This is a genomic window from Sphingobacterium sp. BIGb0116 (assembly GCF_024808035.1).
Classification (GTDB): domain Bacteria; phylum Bacteroidota; class Bacteroidia; order Sphingobacteriales; family Sphingobacteriaceae; genus Sphingobacterium; species Sphingobacterium paramultivorum.
This window is the reverse complement of record NZ_JANUDT010000006.1, coordinates 320,800-339,226: the sequence shown is the minus strand read 5'-3', so window position 1 is coordinate 339,226 and position 18,427 is coordinate 320,800. Positions and strand designations below refer to the sequence as shown.

Here is an 18,427-nt window from a genome sequence, read left to right as displayed (position 1 = left end):
AATGGGATAAAATACACAACTACAGTATAAATTACAAATCTTGTAGCGCTTCAACTACAACGGTGCATCGCGAACTACAAATGAGAGTTTATAACTAACAAAAAGATATTTAACTATAAGGGTTATTTCTGCCACCTTTTCCGGTACTCAGTCGGCGTCAAGGTGGTTTCTTTCAAGAAAAAAGTACTGAAATTATTGACATCTGTATAACCAAGTTCCCAAGCAATCTGTTTGATACTCATCGACGATTCAACGATAAGTTTCTTACTAACACGCAGCAATTCTTTAATGATAAGTTCTTTTGGCGTTGCTCCCAAAATTTCTTTAGTTAAGTTGGTTAATTTTTTATTTCCGACATGGAGTTGTTCAGCATAAAAGGCGACCTGCTTTTCTTCTTTTACATGTTTTTTGATCAGTTCCTGAAAGAGTGTTATCAGCTTTGCATCAGCACCATGGCACACTAATCCATTTGACGGCCTATCCTCAGCAGAAATTGCAGCAAGGAGCACAATCTGTTTAACGATATTATGCGCTAAATCGCGATAAATTGCCAGATTATAATTTTGCTTAGAAAGCTTAAGTTGCATGCTTACAAATTCGTAATAGCTTGCGTATTCTTCAGGAACACGCAATACACGGTAGGTATATTCGTTTTTATTGAATGACTTAAAGTTATGCAGAAAAGCGGTATCTATCTCCGTACGCGCAAAAAAACTTTCCGAAAAATAAATAATAAGAAACGATCGCTGTTCATCTGGGTTGGCTTCAATTTTAATACCTCTTGGAATTAACACCAAACAGAATTCTTCGATTTCTGTAATCTGATTATTGATTTCCACGCTACAGCCACCCTTTGACACAAAAAGAACAACATAATTTTCTTTTGCTGTTGCATCCGTAATTTCGGAAGGCTCCTGCGCTACACCAATGACCCGATGAACTCCAAATTCCATATTTTTATCTAATGCATATAAGGCCCGACAAGCATTTCATATTACTGAAATACGGGCAATTTAGGAAATAAAAGCCAAACACAAAAAATTCATTTCCAAAGAAACCATGCATTTGCAACATGCTTTTTTAGAGCGCAACAGGAAAACCTGGAGACACTAAATGAAATAGCATACAAATAGGTTGGCAAAACAAATATTAGAGAAATAGCTACTCAACCTATACAAATAGACAGCAAATTTCACAACCAAAACATAATTTAGTTTAAACAAATACAATTTGGCGAACTATACTTAAAAGCTATGAAGCGTGTTTTTTAACACTTATTAACAAAAAAATAAAATTATAAAAGAGATTAGTTGCATCCACAATTTTCTTAAAATGAAACAATACAACTAATCAACAAACAGAATGTTTAATTTATAAATAGAGATATTATATATCATTTAGAAATAATAAAGCAATATTAATATTGAATTTCAATAAATTTTACAAATCAAAAAATATAAAAAGAGGACACTTAATGACTATAAGGAAATAATTATTTAACACTAAACGTATATCTTTAAGAAATATATTTCCAAATAAATTTGTATAATTACAAATATAGACCATAAAAAACAATCTGTTTAAACATATTAATTATAGAATAATAAATAGCCAAAAAAATATTTTTAAAAAACGCTAAACAAAATAAATTATGATTTGTTTATTCGAAAGTTGGCAAGAAGAAAGCTAACTGTATCCGGTTTTTTTAGATAAAAAATGCCCTAAAACGGTGATTTACCGGAAATCCATATATGATTATAACAATGAAGAAAGTTGTTTTATCTCGAATTTAATAACACAAAGAAAAAAGTTTACAATTTATTTTTGCACAAGTTGATATTAAGTCGTAATATTACAATTCAATTCGGGAAAAGTATAACTAGCCGATAGCAAAATAAGTATTAACAATTAAATTAGGAATCAACAAACAGACAAAAAATTTAGGAGCACCTAAGTGATAACAGCAATATATTGCCTATACGCAAAGGCATGCCGTTATATGCTTAAGTATTCCTATCAAATAAACGAGGGTTAAATTGTCCATTAAATTTAAACCCCATGTTGTTAACAGCATGGATTATCCAAATAATATTATCATGAATAAGAACGCAAAAAAAATGTACGTAGCTCCGTCCATCAAGGAGCACGTTGTAGAGCTTGAGCAAGGAATTGCTGCAGGTTCTCAGGCACAACCAGGTGTAACACCACAAACCGACGGTTGGGGAGCAGGTCCAGACGGTACTACTACCGGCGAAGGCGCTTAAGCATTATCATCAAATTACTAACAACACGAAAAAGCACTAAAATGAGATTTAATCTGACTAAAAGAGCAAACTGGGTTGTTGCGATGGCAATGCTAGCAATCCCCGGGACATTAATCACAAGTTGTTCCAAGGACAACAAGACTGAAAATGTCGAAAACAAAAGCAATGTACTTACTTTCGCCGTAGGCGGCATTAAGACGAGCGATACTGGTGACGCAGTGAAAGTCGGCTCGACAAAATCGAGTGCAACAACCAGCAAAGTACATTCATTCTCGGACGTAGACATGGTTGTTTCTACTGACAATAATTTACCAACTATTACTAGTGATGCGATAGGCGTAAAACGCGGCGGTGGCTTAGCTGCTGATGCCGTTCCTGGGGTCACTGAAAATATGGTAGCAGGCACAAAGTACGTCGTTTATATCTACTCAGGAACAACATTAGTTACCTCCAAGGAGTTGGTAGCAGGAACAGCAGGTACCATTGAAGGGCTTAATCCAGCGACTACCTATACATGGGTAGCACTATCTTACAATACTTCAGATGCTAATCAACCTGCACTTACACCAACAAATGGATCAATTGCTCTTGCGCAAAATAAAGATGTCCTTTATGCTAGTGGAACTGTCAACCTGGCAACCAATTCAAACATCAGTATCCAATTCAGCCACAAGTTTTCACGCATAGGAATTGAATTGAATACCAAAGGCGTTTTTGGTAATATCACAGGCAATCCTACAGTGAACGTAACGGGTTTAAATTTAGCAACAGGTAGTATCGCATTGCTGGGTGGAACTGTTACTGCAGGAGCTAGTTTTACACCAACTTTAACGTATGCCAACTTTACAAATATTGATCCTGCCTTCAATGATGCAAAAATTGCCTATGTTTATACCGCATCTACTGCAGCTCAGAGCGCCATTAATGTTCAAGTTCAAAACTTAAATATTAGCCACGTAGACGGTAGCCTAGCGCGTACCTATTTTACAACCGCATCTAACTTTGGATTTTCTGTAACACCACAATTGGGCAATAGCCATCACTTGTTGCTAAACGTTGTGGAATCGCCATTAATTACCAACTATGGTGGCCGTACAGTCAAATGGGGACGCTCGAATCTGTTTTACAGAGGCAACATTGGAAATGGCCGCAATTACGCATTCTATGCAAACAATCAGCTGACCGCTAGAGCAAATGGCTATTTTGCTTTCGGAAGTATTGTTCCTGGACAATTTGCGACTACAACAACGAATAATGGCGATCCATGTGCTTTGGTATATCCAGCAGGCCTTTGGAAACAACCTGCTAAGGCAGACTTTGCTAACATGGTTCGAGGAGATATCGAAGTAAATCAACTTACTGGAGCGTTAGGTGGCTTGGGCCAAGTAGTTGATGCAACGGGTACTACAGGGCTTTTAAACATAATAACTAATCTCTTGGGCAATGCAACATCTTTGCTAGTAAATACAGCAGCTCCTAATTCATCATTAGCTCCTTCCAGTCCATTTAATTATGGTCAATATACATTAGCTTCTGGTGCAAACGGTGCTCCTACTTCAGGTTCGAATGCTTTTGGTGATGTAAACAGTGCATCAAACAGACTTCGCTTTTACTATAATGGTGAAATTTCAAACGTAAATATCTTGCCACTACTTGGAAATGGTGGTTTAGCAAATATTGGCTTGAATGATCTCAGCGTAGATATTGCAAACTTCCAAGTTGTAAATTTAAATATTCCGTTGTTGGATAGTTACGGCAGAGCAACAACGCTTTGGACAAATGAACAAGGAGCTAATATTGTTGGCTTAGTTGGCGCAGGTACATGGGGTTATTATGGTAACGCTGGTCGTGGTCTAACTTTAATTCCTCTATCGTTAGGTACTAGGTTCCATATGGCAAACAATACCGGTCAACTTTTGAATGGAGTTAGCGCATTAGGTGCAAACGTATTAAGTACATCATTTAAAAACGTTCGTTGCGTGCGTTCAAACTAAAAAATTGTAATAATTTTAGCTTCGGCAACCAAACGAAGACGGCTAGAAATTCTAGCCGTCTTTTTTTATGAATGACGTAGCCCTTCAACTACGGCGTAGGTTTTTACACGATTATCGTAAATTTTTACAGGAGAATTTCAATAATATTTTTTTACATTTGGGCCATCAAGTCATTTTTTTTGCGTTCGACTTGATAATATTAATGGATATAATGGGGCGAAGGCGTTCGCCCCATTTATTTTAATTCTTTATAGAACCTCCTAAAGCACATTTTTTCCTGATTTGATCTCAAGCGTTAAGCTTATTTTATGATTTATCAAGCTTATTGATTCATCCTATTTAACTATCCGCTTAATCAGCATGATGTATATAATAATGAACAAAAAACTATTTCCTAATTTTAAATCCAAATGTCTCTATCTGTTCATATGAATTTCATCAATGGCAAAAAGCGGTTTGCGATGCTTCGACCCTTCAAACCAATGCGGAAATTCTTGCGAAAAAGAAATTTTCACTTTTAAAAAACGTCCTTCTTGTTGTTTTAAGCCAAATGAAACTGGAAAACATATTGGACCTTCGGCATTAAGACCAGTGTCAATCTTATATTTCCCGATGTTCACATACGAAATATTATCTTCTGAGGCTTCTACCGCTATTCCATCCGGAAGGAAAAGATAATGCGCCGGATCAAGTAGAAAATTAAGCTGAATTTGCGAAGCCATTCTTTCATCCGGAAAAGGAAAAGTAATCTCCACATCCTTACTATCAAATAATAGCCAATTGTAACTGTAATCTGTCGTTCCCGATAAACCATCATTCAGTGTTGTTTTTCCATTTGCGGGAAAATCTTCCAAAAAAGAAGGTTTAAACTGAGGAATTATTCCTTGGAGCACTGAAGGCAAATAGGGTTTATTTAATAGTGTTAGCCATTGCTGCCGATATTGCTCAAGACTACCACCAGTTTCAGCCAATTCGATCGCTCCGCCTCGAAGTGCATGGTCCAAAAACTCATCAATGCGCTTCATCCAATTAGGATTGACCACCCACTGACCATCAGCTTTCCTGTTTAAAAAGCCAAATGGATGATCACCATAAGCCTTTGACTGCTCCAAAGCTGCATACTCGAGACCTAAAGCAATCAATTTCACGCGACTTATAAATTTCGAATCCCCAGCTACAGCTTTTTGCGCATTATTCACAAGTTCCTTAAAAAGTCTCATCTTTTCTAAACTTAGATATCCATGTCGCGAAAGGATGGGATTACCATATATATCAAGCGTCGAGCGACTTGTTTTTCGAGCATCAATAAGTTGTTTTAGATACTTTTTAATATCCTTTGATGCGGCACCATAATAACCGTCCAAAAAATCCTCTTCCACCTCAGCTTGATCTAGCTCAGGATTCCATAGGCTTTTGGCCTGCAAATAACTGGCATAGGCGGACATATCAGCCAGCGTATGGCCAGATCCATGTTCAAAGATACCTTTTACACCATTTTGATACATATAGGCGATATTGCCCTGGTAATGATCATACATCGGAAAAGGATTTATATAAGCTGTAAATTGCGTGGTATAATCCCACACAAAAATATGCGATGAGATCTTCGACCAGTCGTTGAGCTGGCGTCGAAAAGGAGCAGCTGTTGGATTAACCGCCAGGCCCTGCTCCCGCGTTGCATCTATCGTACTTAGCAACACATATACATTGTCCAATGGCCGAGTTATTTTGGGAGCTTCTGCGGTGTAACCATAGGCTAAGGTCGTAAAATTCTGTTCTGGAAATTGAGCCGCAATACGATTCACAAATCGGATGAGCGTACCCTGAGGCCCTCCCTCCTCCTGATCAACCTTTGTACAGCGATCGCAGGTACAGTAACCTTTTCCATCCATTGGTGCTATAGACCAATAGACCGCATCAGGATTATCGGCAATGGCCTGTCGAAAATAATTGATTGCAATTTTCTGGACGTCAGGATTTGTCAGACAGAGTTGTGTTGCACTGCGCTTTCCGTTTGTTAAAGCGAAATATTCAGGATGTTGCTGAAAATAGTCTTCCGGTGGTATAATTTTAAAAAATGAATGCCCCCATAAGCCCCACAGATCCTCAAATCGATGCAAATGATGCCAATCCAGGTATTCAGCATCTGCAGAAGCGGGGTAGTAAGACTCCCGATAACGCAAAGGGGGTTCAAAACGCAAATTGAAATCCTGAGGAAGCGTCAGATTCGCACGCTTCGGGACCCATGCTGGCCCTTGATCATATTTCCGAGCGCCAAATTGCTTCTCAATAAGTTCATATACGCCATACAGTAGTCCTTTTCCTGAACCTCCAGTTAGATATACTTGTCCGTCCCGAACACTAATTTCAAAACCTTCGTTTCCAAGCTCAACCTTCTTTCCAATCTGCTGTTGATAAAGATTATTCCCTATAAATACTACATGTTCTTTTGTCCGAGAGGGGCTCGATAATATCGCTAACTGTGCACCGGTGATACGTTTGATATAATCTTGTAATACCAGAGCAGCCTTTCGTTCCAAATTTGATGGACGCGAGGAAATAACGATTTCAGTTTCGGCTTTCTTATCGCGCACGATGTCCACTTGCTGTGCCATACAGCTGCTAATGAACAGTAATCCAACAAGAACGAACAGGTTCAGTTTATAATTTGCATCTTTCATCATTGCATATTAAACTAGATCACCAAGTCAACTTCTTGTTTATCCATGATAGCACAATCCACAAAAGATGCTATTGTATCAAGTACCATGCGCAAGCGGCCCATATTTTCATAATAAGGTATACCAAAACGCAGTACATGTCCAACCTTCGCTTCTACTCTACAGTGCTTAATGCATTTAATATGGATGTCTTTCTTTCTCAAAAACTCGTACAGCGGATAAGGATCATAATCTGACACCAGTAGACTTACGACCGGAGACACATCATCTCCCATAAAACAGTGCGTAATGCCTGCATGGCTCAAGATCCCATTAAGCTCTCTTTTCAGATAAGATGCCAGATAGGTACTGCGCTCCAGAATCGCTTTCGGCCCAATTTCTCGATAGTGCTTTAAGCTTTGCCTCAACCTTTCATACAATAAGAAATCCTGCCCCCCAGGAATGCTGAACCCATGGGTTTGCGGATCTTCAAAAAGATGCTGCTTATTCCAATATAAGGCCCCGATCCAACTTGCAAAATCTTCTTTGAACCAAGCCAAACCACCACCCAATGGTCCATGCAACCATTTATGCGTACTCCCGATCAATACATCGGCATCCCCAAAAGGAAGTTGCTGAATCCCTAATGACTGGGCTACGTCAAGAATCAGAATTGCATTCGGAACAGCCTTTTTTATATTGCTCAGGCGCCACTTGTCTTGCATCAGTTTTCCTGTGGGATAATAGACATGGGATAAGAACACGATGTCTGGTTGCATTTCGCGCAAGCATCTGTTAAATTCCTCCGTGTCATTAAGGACAACATCAGGGAGATAAGTGAGCTTATATTCTGGCAAATGTTCAAAGGGGCCAATACCGCCCGGATGTTCATGCTCACTTGTCAGGACCTGAAAACACCTCTTCCCATCCTCCTGCAACCTCCGTAAAAGCGCCAATGCCAATAAATTCATGGCCTGAGATGTGCTGGTAGTCACATTACAGCGATAACCGATAGCTGGCCACAATTTAGCACATTCCTCCTGTATGGCATTGAAAGCTTCCCTCCCTAAAGCATATAAAGAAAGGGGATTGCCGTTTGCCTGATTTTTAATGGTTTCGAGCCGATCCTGTGGCAACGTAGCCAGGCAGCCCGGATTCAGATTTACCCGGGTCGAAGGAAATGTATTATTTCGTATCTGATCCCAATACGATTCATTTTCTATTTTTCGGACGGCATCTACTCTTTTAGGATCAAGATTTATCCCATCAGAACATTCGTTCCAGGCGCTATGGGGTGAAAAATGATGCGATAGAAGTCTACTATATTGTTTCTGTAAAAGACTAATGGATTCTCTTATCACGGTATGGAAATCGGTATGATACAAATGACTTCCCTGCAAACTTGTCTCAATGCTGTATATAGGTTTCTTGGCAGCACTTTCCCCTCTAAGATCGGAGGTAAAAGAAATCTTGGGATCCAATCCAACACCTCTAGCAATGTCAGCAATATCCGACGCTAATTCATTGATGGAATAGTGTGTTTCCGTCACATGGTTCACCACACGATGTTCACCCATCGGTGGTATATCTACAGCAAATCGGGCCAGCGAATTTACCGCATCGTTCAACGCCATGAGTCCAGTACGCTGGTTTCCGCTACCATATACTGTCATCGGAGAGCCAGAAACTACCTGCGCTATAAAACGGTTAACTACCGTTCCAAATATCGGATCGTAATCAAAACGGGTAAAAAGATCAGGCGAGGCATCCATTTCGGATGTTAGCAGACCAAAGACCGTTGCTTGCATCACTTCCGTGATGCGAAGCCCCCAGGTACGCGCCGCCATCGCTACGTAATTCGAGTCATTTATTTTGGAAACATGATAAATATCGTTTGCCGCCCTAGGGTAAGGTAAAGGCGTCGACGCCAAATGCCCTTTATAACCAGGCTTAAAATAGCCTTCGGCGATCGGCAATCCGCCCTTGGCATATTCACCAAACGATCCAAGCTTAATAATATGGGCTTTCGGAATATATTCGCGTACTGCCCAGAGCAGACGCATATTACCTTCTTCATTGTTACGGATGGTATAAAGAGCCTGTTGTAATCCCAACATCGAATAACTCGCCGAACACTGCTGTGCGAGATGATAAATCGTATGCGGCCGTTCCCGGCGAATCAGTTCTGCCAATTCGTCCGAGCAAACCTCAGCGTGCAAAGCGCACATATTAGCTAAACCATATTTTTGGCCAAATACTTCGATACGACTTGAGAGATCCGGAATCTGTAGCCAGGGTCCAAATCCGAGATTGGCAACCGTGCTTTTGCGCCAGCCATTATCCAGCAATATAATTTTTTGGTCTGGATGGTGCAGCGCTAACTTCATGGCCAACGGCCAGCCCAAGTACCCTTCGGCACCTAAAATTAAAATTGTACGATTCATTGTTCAAATATTGGCTAGAGTTAAAATTTCACCTGTAAGGCGAGCAGTAGATCATATTGATTACGAAATGTTGCCGTACCAATTTTTTGACTCGTGTAGGTACCATTTAGACCTAACGATGTACGATAATTTATTGTACGTCTATATCCCGCGCCCACACTTCGACTCATAACACCACCCAATTCAGGCAATAGAATAAGCCTGCTTCTGTCGTCTGGTGAAGTTCCAAGTCCAAAATTTGCCTGCAATAAATCAGCTTCAGTAAGCTCATATTTTGCGCCTGCCTGAAAAGCGAAATAAAAATCCTTTTCCTCCTTGATGGCAAAGATTCGTGCATTCAGCAGAAAAGGGTCAAAACTTTTGCTCGCACCAACAACCAGTGATGCTGCTTTGATCGCGACAACTTCCAGAAAACGCGCACCAATCTCCCCTTCGAAACCTTTTCCGAGCTGCCGATAGAGCGAATAGGCCAACCTATATTTGGGAAGCAACACATTATTGGATATACCTATCGAAGCATTCCAGTAAAGCAATTTATTCGTCGTATACGTCAGGTCGCCTTCTCCCATAATGCCCGTACCTGATTGCCTTCCCGTGAATAACAGCTGTGCACCATAGCTTATTTTTGGCGACAAACGACGGTTATAATACAGTGTTGCAATACGGTATGCAGGTGGCGCCGGATTATCATCAACACCTGAAAAGGAGCTATTCAGCAAAGAAAGTCCAAAAGCGTTCTGCATGGTTTTACTTCGCAAAAGAGCTGCATATTCCCTGTGCTTCCGCAGATCGAAGCGCTTAGATAGCGTATCGGCATAATGCGCAGCTTCAACAAACCGCCCCAAACTGTCGAGTACGATTACTTTTTTTAGGAGAAAGGGTTCGGCATACTCAAAATGCTGTAATGCCGTATCCACACTCTCCAAGGCATACGCAAAGTCTCCTTTTGCCATCAGAAGGTTTATTTTATTCCCATAGGCGAGCGAATCTGTCCGATTGCCCTCAAGGACGCGATCAAAACAAAAGATTGCGCTATCGGCTAACCCCTTTTTTTGAAAAGCCAATCCCGCCGACATCCAGGCATCCTGTACCATTGTACGGTACTTTTGATTGTACGGATATTCTGTCCGCAGCATAGTGGCAACCTGAGCAGCTGCCATATACTGCGCACTATTATGAAGGATTGAAGCTTTCTTCTGAAGAAATTCGCGGTCACCCGGATAACTTTGCAGGGCCTGCTTAACAATGAGCAAAGCTTCCGGATAGCGTCTTCTGAGGTCAAGAATATTAGAAAGGTAGTGTAGGGCTTCTTTATTATCGTTGTCTTCAATGAGTAATTGACGAAGATGCGTTTCCGCTTCTCCGTACTCTTCCACCAGCATGCAGGCATTGGCTGCGGCCAGCTTTTGCTCCAAATAAAGCGATTTAATTTTCGGATTTCCCGGATAACTGGCGTAAAGTTTTTCGCTTAAAGCTACAGCTTGTTGTATTTTGCCCGATTGTGCCAGGAAACCCGCCTTTTTTAACTGTAAATCGATATCATTTGGATAATAACTGATCGCCTGCTCCAATTCTCGAAGGGCCGAGGATAAATTATTTTGCAGGACAAGAGCGGAAATACGCCCTTGCAGAGCTGGCATATTGCTGTGATCTAAATAAAGAGTACGATCATAGTAAACGATGGCGCTATCGGCTTGTTGCTGTTGCAAATAATAACTGCCACAGGCATTGATCATTTGCAATGCTTCTGATCGGAAAGCTTTGTCACTATTGCTCCCATAGAGCTTAGCAGCAATATCTGCCGCTGTCTGGTAACGTTGCAGTTGATATTCAAAATCCATTTTTCGACGCAGCAGTATACGGTCTCCAGCATTTCGCTGTAAAGCACGGTCTACCCAATACAGTGCCTGTGTCGTCTCCCCCCGAGAAGCGGCTATGCCCACCACCTTTTCCAAGGCTTCCCGGTCGCCTGGATTCTGATCCAAAATCGACTGATAAAGAGCATAAGTATCTGTGTTCTGATAATATCCGGCGGCTTCTTTCCTTAAACTATTGTTTAGGTCAAGGGCTTTTTTATCTTTCGGATAATAGCGTAAAATCAGGCGTAACACTTCTAGTGCCTCTGCATAACGATGTGATTCCTGTAGCAGACTGAGCTTTTGGAATAACGCTTTGTAAGATTTACTATCGCTGTTCAATATCGCATTTGCCTTGGCAATTCGTGCATCATAATCACCGCCCTGAGACACGAGATTGTTCATTTTTTCGATGAGATCTTTATTTTTTGGCGCGAGTTCGAGCGCCTTTTCATAATATGAATTGGCGAGATTATCCATTTTATTTCCTTTATACCAATCGGCTTTTGCTTCATAATGACCGGCCATAGCGAATCTTACGCTCCCATCGGTCGGAAAGCGCCGGATCAGAACCTGCGCCCAGGAATCTCCATCCTGATAGCGTTTGAGCATATCCAGTATATTAAGCTTTTTGATTCCGAAATCTTTATTAGCAGGAAAACGCGCCAATCCCATTTCGACGTAACGCAAGGCTTCAGCAGGCCGATTTTTTGATAAATAAGAACCTATAATATAATAGTACACATCCTCATATTCAGGCGAAGCACGCAGTACTATTTGTGCGGTACGGATCGACTGATCATAGTGTTTCTGCGCCATATAGATTCGGGCAAGTTGCACCTGTGCATCGATATGGGCTGGATTCAGCTTTATGGCCTCTTCCAATGACTTCAAGGCCTTTTGCTGTTGAGCAGATTTAATTTCTACCACAGCCTGCTGGTACAATTTTTCGGCACGCACGGAATTCCAGGTCTGCGCTTGCAGCACTGGTGCAGACAGTAGGAAGAGAATAAAAATAATATAACGGAAATTCATAATAGCTTAAGCTTGATTTTTGACGGTGGATTTCTGGCTTGTAAAACCTTTACGCTGCATATTCCCCCATACCAGCTTTTGCCTGAACATGGACTGTATGTAGCCTTTGATACTAAAAAAAACTATGAGCGGATGATAAATAAACGGTTCAGCAAAGGCCGTGAGGCAAAGGCCTATCACCTCGCTCGTTTTGCGGTAATGTCTTTCAATCAATTGATCCCACAGCACAGCTATTGAGCTTACCAGGACGGAAAACATATAAAGAAAAGCGAGTAATGTAAATGTATTTTCCCAATTGATGGCACCGATTACAATAAGATAGATGTAAAACAACAGCCCCAATACCTCGAAAATAGGCGCCAAAAACTCAAATAAGAAATTATAGGGAAAGACAATAAGACCGAGCCTTTTAAACTTAAAATTAAATAAAACATGACGGTGGAGCAGCATAATCTGGATCAATCCCCGAGCCCAGCGTACACGCTGTCTACTGAAAACCGGAAAGGTTTGTGGCCCTTCCGTCCAGCACAGAGAAACAGGAATATACCGAATCGCATATTTATGATTATTCTGGATCATGTAAACACTCATGCGCGTCACCATATCAATATCTTCGGCAAATGAGCGTGGATCATAGCCCCCTACTTTCACCGCAATATGTTTATCAAAAAGGCCAAGCCCCCCAGATACATTTGGAACACAATTAATTGAACTCCAAGCCATTTTAGAAAGCAAGTATGCCCGAATATACTCCAGTTCCTGAAAACGTGGGAGTACTTTATGTGGCGGTTTGAAGCGTGTTATTACTCCATTATCCACTTCAGAAGAATTGATCATCCGCAAGGGTGCACCTACCGCAATGACCCGACGCTGGTTGTTCTCCACGTGGATATATCCAGTATCGGGAATCACTTGGATGTCTTTTAGGCGGCTCTGGCTCTTTTCATCTAAAATAGGTCTCATAAGCCTGGAAAGAGTATCTTCGTGCAGGATACAATCGACATCTGTACAGAGAAAGTAATCAAATTTTGAAGCGTTTATACCGGCATTCGAAGCATCAGCTTTGCCTTTTCCGTTCTCCTTATCGATGACCAGCAGCTTTTCATAAGCGCGATTAGTAGATCTAAAAAAACGCTTTACAGCCTTCGTTTTGATCTTTTCATTGTAGGGGAGATCTACTTCCTTAAGTTCGAAATGCTCCACCAATTTTTCCAATGTATCATCCGTACTACCGTCATTGACAATAATAACTTCATACAATGGATAATTCAGATGCATTAATGCATATACATTATCAATGATTGTCAGGCCCTCGTTGTAAGCCGGAGCAATGACCGAGATGCCCGGTGAAAGTGGGCTCGAAATTACATTTTGTGTATAGTGCTCTCTATTTTTCCGTCTATATAACATAATTCCCTTATACGATAGCACCGCCATGATGACGTAGATCACCATGGTCAGGCTACTGTAGGAAAATATAAAAAGTTGGAAAACGTCAATTATATCTTGGATCATATTGTATGCGTTATTGTTCGTGCAGATAATAGTTTAGAATGCGTTGTTTTCGTGAAGGCAGATGTAAAGGATTCCACGCCAATTGTTTGTTGCGTACTAAGCGGGCGAGTATTGCAGCAACATGATTTTCGATTTCAAAATCAAAGGCCGACTGAAATTGTTCCGTCAGAAATTCCATGGCTCTGGGCGTCCGAAACATGCCGAGTGAAAACAGGATTTCGCACTGGCAATCTACCGGCTGGTTCGGATACATTTTAATCAGTGTTTCCTGAGTATGTACAGCCCTCAAATGCCCCAGCGCATTGATGGCATGCGAGCGCAGGCTATGGTCGTTCACATTGAGCAATCCTTCAATACTGTCGATAGCCTCCAGGCTCTGCTCGTGTGCCGCAAGCTTCATGCAGCAAATAACAACTGTTTTGTTGCGCGAATAACGGATCCAGTTGGCAAAGTTTGATTTTACGGTATCGCGGGATTGTTCGAGAATCCGAAAAAAACCAATCAATTCCCAAATACTCAAGGGATCGCGCACCTCATCAAAAAAGCGGAAAGGCTCATTCTTGCTGAAACGCATGAAAGCGCTTCGGGCGGCAGAGCGCAATTCGGACTCTTCGCTAAGGTTGAATCGGAGAATATCAATATCGGAGATCGCGTAGTCCATTAGCGTCAGCTCGTGCAATCCCTGAACATTGCGATACCATTTGCGCGATTTCATCTTTTGCAACGAATCCAGATTTAGCCCAAGAAGCACATAGATACGATGAAGAATCAGCGCGTTTGTTCCGGCCACATGCCATCGGAGTCGGATCAAAGTATCAATTAGGGTCTGGCGGTTTCTTTTGTCCATTAGGGCCAACTCATCCAGCACAGCCTGATCGATGGACACATGCGCACTTTCTGTACCCATTTCCTGGATAAACTGCGGCAGTATACGATCTTCGATCAGTTGGTCAAGCTTATTTTGCCGACGCTGTGCTTTTGCCGTTCTGAAACGGAGCACGATGATCACAGCATAAGCGACAAATGTTCCAATAAAGGAGCTTGCCACAATCCCCTGAATCACCGCAATAAAAGTTTGATCTACCGTCATACCTTAATTTTCAGCAAGGGCTACACGCGTTTGTATATTCCCAATATCTATCCCCACCGGCAATTTGGACTGATCCTGAATGTAACGCATGGAATTTAGTAAATACCCTTTTACAGCGAGGGATTCAGGCTGGTCGACAATTTTAACACCTGCAATATCCCCAAACTCTTCGAGAATACAGTCGATGAGATCGCCATAATGCGCACCACCACCACATAGAAAGATTCGATTTGATTTAGCCAGATTTCTATCATTGACCACATCACCCAAAGCTGGCGAGACAATTTCGGCATAATAAGTCTGTATCGCCTTTTTGCGCAGTCCCTGAAGGTCAATTTTTTTACGGTTGATATAGAGGTAGCCGTTTCGAAAAGCCTCATCGAGCTGCTGAATGCTCTGAAAAGAGAGGTCATACGTCTGCTGCAGCTGTTCGCGGAGGATATTGACAGCATAATGCATACCCGGAGCACTCCCCATCGCATTTTCTACTACGCCTTCATCGGTACTTAGCCCAGTTTCCAATGTACCAAACCCAAAACTAAAAACGAAGAAAGCTCCCCTTTCGCAACTTTCTCCCCTGCGCAACGCCACCATACAACTCACCACCTCCGGCAAAACGTCAATATGCGCGACCTCAATTGGTAATATACCGGATCCGTCCTCACCATAAACAGCGGGATCCGACTGGATGATATGTTTACCACGAAGCGTTTGTTCGGCAGTTTCCCGATACAAGCGATAGGTACTATTGGGCAAGCCGATGGTTACCATAAGCGGAGTGTCGGCGCTAACACCACTGCTTAAAATTGCTGCCTTAAACAACAGTTGGCATTCCAATGATTCCGGAGATGCATTCAGCGGTCTTCTAGGGCTATTCCCTTCATTTAGTGCCAATTTACCACAGATATACCACTGCTGCCCCATTTGTATTTTCAAGCCGGTCAATAGTGAGTTGGCGGTGTTTACCAAGGGTGAATTTGTTGCCTGCATCAGGCTTGAGAATGACTGTATTGTATACATAAAATTTTTCGTGTGTACTAATTATTTACCACCATCGTTTACCTGACATGACCGGAGATTTCTGCGTATCCGCTGCTAAAACAGGTTGTTCAGGTAGTATATCTATCGCCAAAGTTTCTTCCTTGGCGACAAATTCAGCCACAAAAAGCTCATTCATCACAGCCTCTTGTGCCTGTACTACCGTCTGTATAGCCATCTTTTCCTGTACATCTTCTATCTCACGCACAGCTATTAGCTCCTTCACAGCTACTAGTTCCTCCACAACTACTAAATCTTGCACAGCTACTAGTTCCTCCACAGCTACTAAATCTTGCACACGGGCTATTCCCTGAGGTTGCTCGGAATGTGCTATTTTTGAGTTTTGCAGGAAAGAATCTAATTGCATCTGATGCGGCAAAGCTTCGTCGCACTGGATCTCAGGCATATTTATGACCTTCGGCCCAAGCTCACCTTCCATGATGTGCTTCACTCTTTCCAATAGTTTTCCCACGACAAGTGGCTTTTTAAAACAGTCTTCACGGACAATTTCCAGTCCCTCACGAATATGGAGGTAACTCATGTTGGATGTAATAATTGTCCGGGTACGCGGCGATTCTTTCAGCACCTTATTAATAATTTCATACCCGTTTGCATATTGCATATGCATTTCGGTAATGACGATATCATACTGATAGTCTCTCGCTTCTAAAAGGGCAAAGGCTTCTTTTCCATTGGCAGCGGAATCCAGCTGAAATGCTTCATTGGAGAAAACTTTCGAAATTATTTTTCGCATGAGCAGATCGCTGTCTGCATGCAATACCGAAAAAACCCTAGATTGCTTAGGTTTGAGATCATGAATTTGCATACTTTTAATTAAATAGATTAAGTTGCTTTAAAATGGCATCACAAATTTAAAAATACAGGCAAAGTGATTACCCGCCCATAAGGGTGGTTTTTACAAAAAAAATTAACTTAAAATAGGTATTTGTCGGTAAGATAGAATCTTCTTAAGAGGTTCTTAAGAAGATCTCAAAAACAGATAGTGTATGCACCGCACAGTTAATCCATCGATTGAAACGAGCAGCACATTTTCTTTAGGTATTGTTTTTCGCGAAAAGAAGTTCTGTCAAATCGGTTTATTATATTTCAGCATAAGCTCCGAACGGCTGTTAACCTGTAATTTCCCATAGATGTTCCTAATATGGAATTTCACGGTATCTACACTAATAAATGCAGTTTCAGCAACCTTTTTATAGGTATACCCCTGTTGCAAAAGGGAAACAATTTCGATCTCGCGAGGGGTAAGCTGTTCGCGATGCCGGTAATCGACTTTATGCTCGAGTGCTGGGTTAAAGTGAGATATGACCAGACGAGCCACCTGCGGACTCATCACCGAACCTCCCTTCATGACTTCCACGAGCAACTGCTCCATCTCGGGTAACGGCGTACTTTTAAGCAGGTAGCCGGCGGCACCCGCGCAAAGTGCCTGAAATATATGTTCTTTATCATCAAACACCGTAAACATAACGACCTGTATATGCGGAAATTTGCGCTTTATATACCAAGTTATTTCAATGCCATTTTTATTCGGTAGTCCAATATCGCAGAGCAGCAAATCTAAACATTCAGGACTCCAGTTCGCTTCTAGCAGCTCATCAAGTTCACGTGCAGCAACCACCAGATCAAACTGAGTGTTATCCTCGAAGTAAGATTTTAATGATTCGAGAACAGGCATACGGTCTTCTATGATTGCAAGTCTAAATTTTGTGTTTGGCATAAAAAATAAAGATAAGTATGTTTTATTTTAAGTAGTATAATGTTGATTTTTTATTTCCATCCAGCATAAACCACAGGCTAAACAAAAGAAAGCAAAAACTTACCCAGACCAGCTTATCCAGACTTTTAAGAATATAGGCCTCCTGACTGCTGTTAAGGATAATGGCTAAGACTATACTACATTGCAGCAGAAGATAAATGCTGTAAACGCTGTTAAAAATCAGCACTTCTCTTTTTGTGGCTTTCGCATCTACATCTGCATTATAATATAACCGCCATTGTCCAATAATATAAGCAATAGCGAGTCCAAATCGCAGCATATAATGTAATTGTTGATCCACAAAACCATAATGGTGCTTAAATCCTAGGGGGATGTCTTCCACCAGCATCCTGAGCAGTTTTTTTTGTTCTTCTAGCGGGGCTATTGCATACGGAATGACATCAATCAATCCAAAACAAAAGGGCAATAAATGTAGTAGCCAATATTTAGGCAGTGTCGAATTGGGATTAAATTTGAGCCAAACATAAAAATAAAAGCAGGGGCCCACCAGATAATAAAATGGAATTCCTTTGTTATAAATACGCGGATAATATTGAATTTCCCCCGTATAGATCATGCAATAGATCATGACATGCCAAATTAAGGCCATCACCCCCACACTGATCAGTAGCTGTCCTATATCTTTGTATTTAAAAAAACGATAAAAGCGGAATAAAAGACCTGATATGCAAAAAGCTCCCCCCAATATAGCGAAGCTTAAACTTATCCAAAATTGGGGATTATGCTGCATCAT

The 18,427-nt window shown here is 41.3% G+C and carries 12 protein-coding genes; 2 read left to right on the top strand and 10 right to left on the bottom strand.

What is annotated here, in order from left to right; translation table 11 throughout:
• Positions 1 to 122 precede the first annotated feature (122 nt).
• Entirely contained in the window at positions 123 to 953 is an 831-nt protein-coding gene (locus tag M2419_RS16355; RefSeq protein WP_153848298.1) for an AraC family transcriptional regulator, read from the bottom strand.
• 1,143 nt (positions 954 to 2,096) lie between these two features.
• Between M2419_RS16355 and M2419_RS16350 the strand changes: the two genes are divergently transcribed.
• Positions 2,097 to 2,264 (top strand): hypothetical protein, encoded by a 168-nt coding sequence (locus M2419_RS16350; RefSeq protein ID WP_153848297.1) that lies wholly within the window; start codon positions 2,097 to 2,099, stop codon positions 2,262 to 2,264.
• A gap of 41 nt (positions 2,265 to 2,305) precedes the next feature.
• Entirely contained in the window at positions 2,306 to 4,258 is a 1,953-nt protein-coding gene (locus M2419_RS16345; RefSeq protein ID WP_075990659.1) for a fimbrillin family protein, read from the top strand.
• Positions 4,259 to 4,674: 416 nt separating this feature from the next.
• On the opposite strand, the gene M2419_RS16340 is transcribed toward M2419_RS16345, so the two are convergent.
• The 9 genes from M2419_RS16340 to M2419_RS16300 all read right to left on the bottom strand — a co-directional run bounded on the left by M2419_RS16340 (position 4,675) and on the right by M2419_RS16300 (position 18,427).
• Positions 4,675 to 6,942 (bottom strand): DUF4838 domain-containing protein, encoded by a 2,268-nt coding sequence (locus M2419_RS16340; protein ID WP_153848296.1) that lies wholly within the window; start codon positions 6,940 to 6,942, stop codon positions 4,675 to 4,677.
• 11 nt (positions 6,943 to 6,953) lie between these two features.
• Positions 6,954 to 9,362: an aminotransferase class V-fold PLP-dependent enzyme gene (locus M2419_RS16335; protein WP_259255392.1), complete on the bottom strand. Its 2,409-nt coding sequence runs from the start codon at positions 9,360 to 9,362 to the stop codon at positions 6,954 to 6,956.
• Positions 9,363 to 9,382: 20 nt separating this feature from the next.
• On the bottom strand, positions 9,383 to 12,253 hold the full coding sequence (locus M2419_RS16330; RefSeq protein WP_153848294.1) for a tetratricopeptide repeat protein: 2,871 nt from the start codon (positions 12,251 to 12,253) through the stop codon (positions 9,383 to 9,385).
• A 6-nt stretch (positions 12,254 to 12,259) separates the two neighbouring features.
• Complete coding sequence (locus M2419_RS16325) at positions 12,260 to 13,768, bottom strand: glycosyltransferase family 2 protein (protein WP_120335792.1); 1,509 nt, start codon at positions 13,766 to 13,768, stop codon at positions 12,260 to 12,262.
• Between the two features lie 10 nt (positions 13,769 to 13,778).
• Positions 13,779 to 14,858, bottom strand: coding sequence for a HEAT repeat domain-containing protein (locus tag M2419_RS16320; protein ID WP_153848293.1), 1,080 nt, complete (start codon positions 14,856 to 14,858; stop codon positions 13,779 to 13,781).
• 3 nt (positions 14,859 to 14,861) lie between these two features.
• A complete protein-coding gene (locus tag M2419_RS16315) occupies positions 14,862 to 15,878 on the bottom strand; it encodes a ParM/StbA family protein (protein WP_147420966.1) in 1,017 nt (338 codons plus the stop codon).
• A 25-nt stretch (positions 15,879 to 15,903) separates the two neighbouring features.
• A complete protein-coding gene (locus M2419_RS16310; protein WP_259255391.1) occupies positions 15,904 to 16,722 on the bottom strand; it encodes a PleD family two-component system response regulator in 819 nt (272 codons plus the stop codon).
• 261 nt (positions 16,723 to 16,983) lie between these two features.
• The gene (locus M2419_RS16305; RefSeq protein WP_153848291.1) at positions 16,984 to 17,634 is read right to left on the bottom strand and encodes a response regulator transcription factor; all 651 of its coding nucleotides are present in this window, start codon (positions 17,632 to 17,634) and stop codon (positions 16,984 to 16,986) included.
• Positions 17,635 to 17,656: 22 nt separating this feature from the next.
• Entirely contained in the window at positions 17,657 to 18,427 is a 771-nt protein-coding gene (locus M2419_RS16300; RefSeq protein WP_075990650.1) for a hypothetical protein, read from the bottom strand.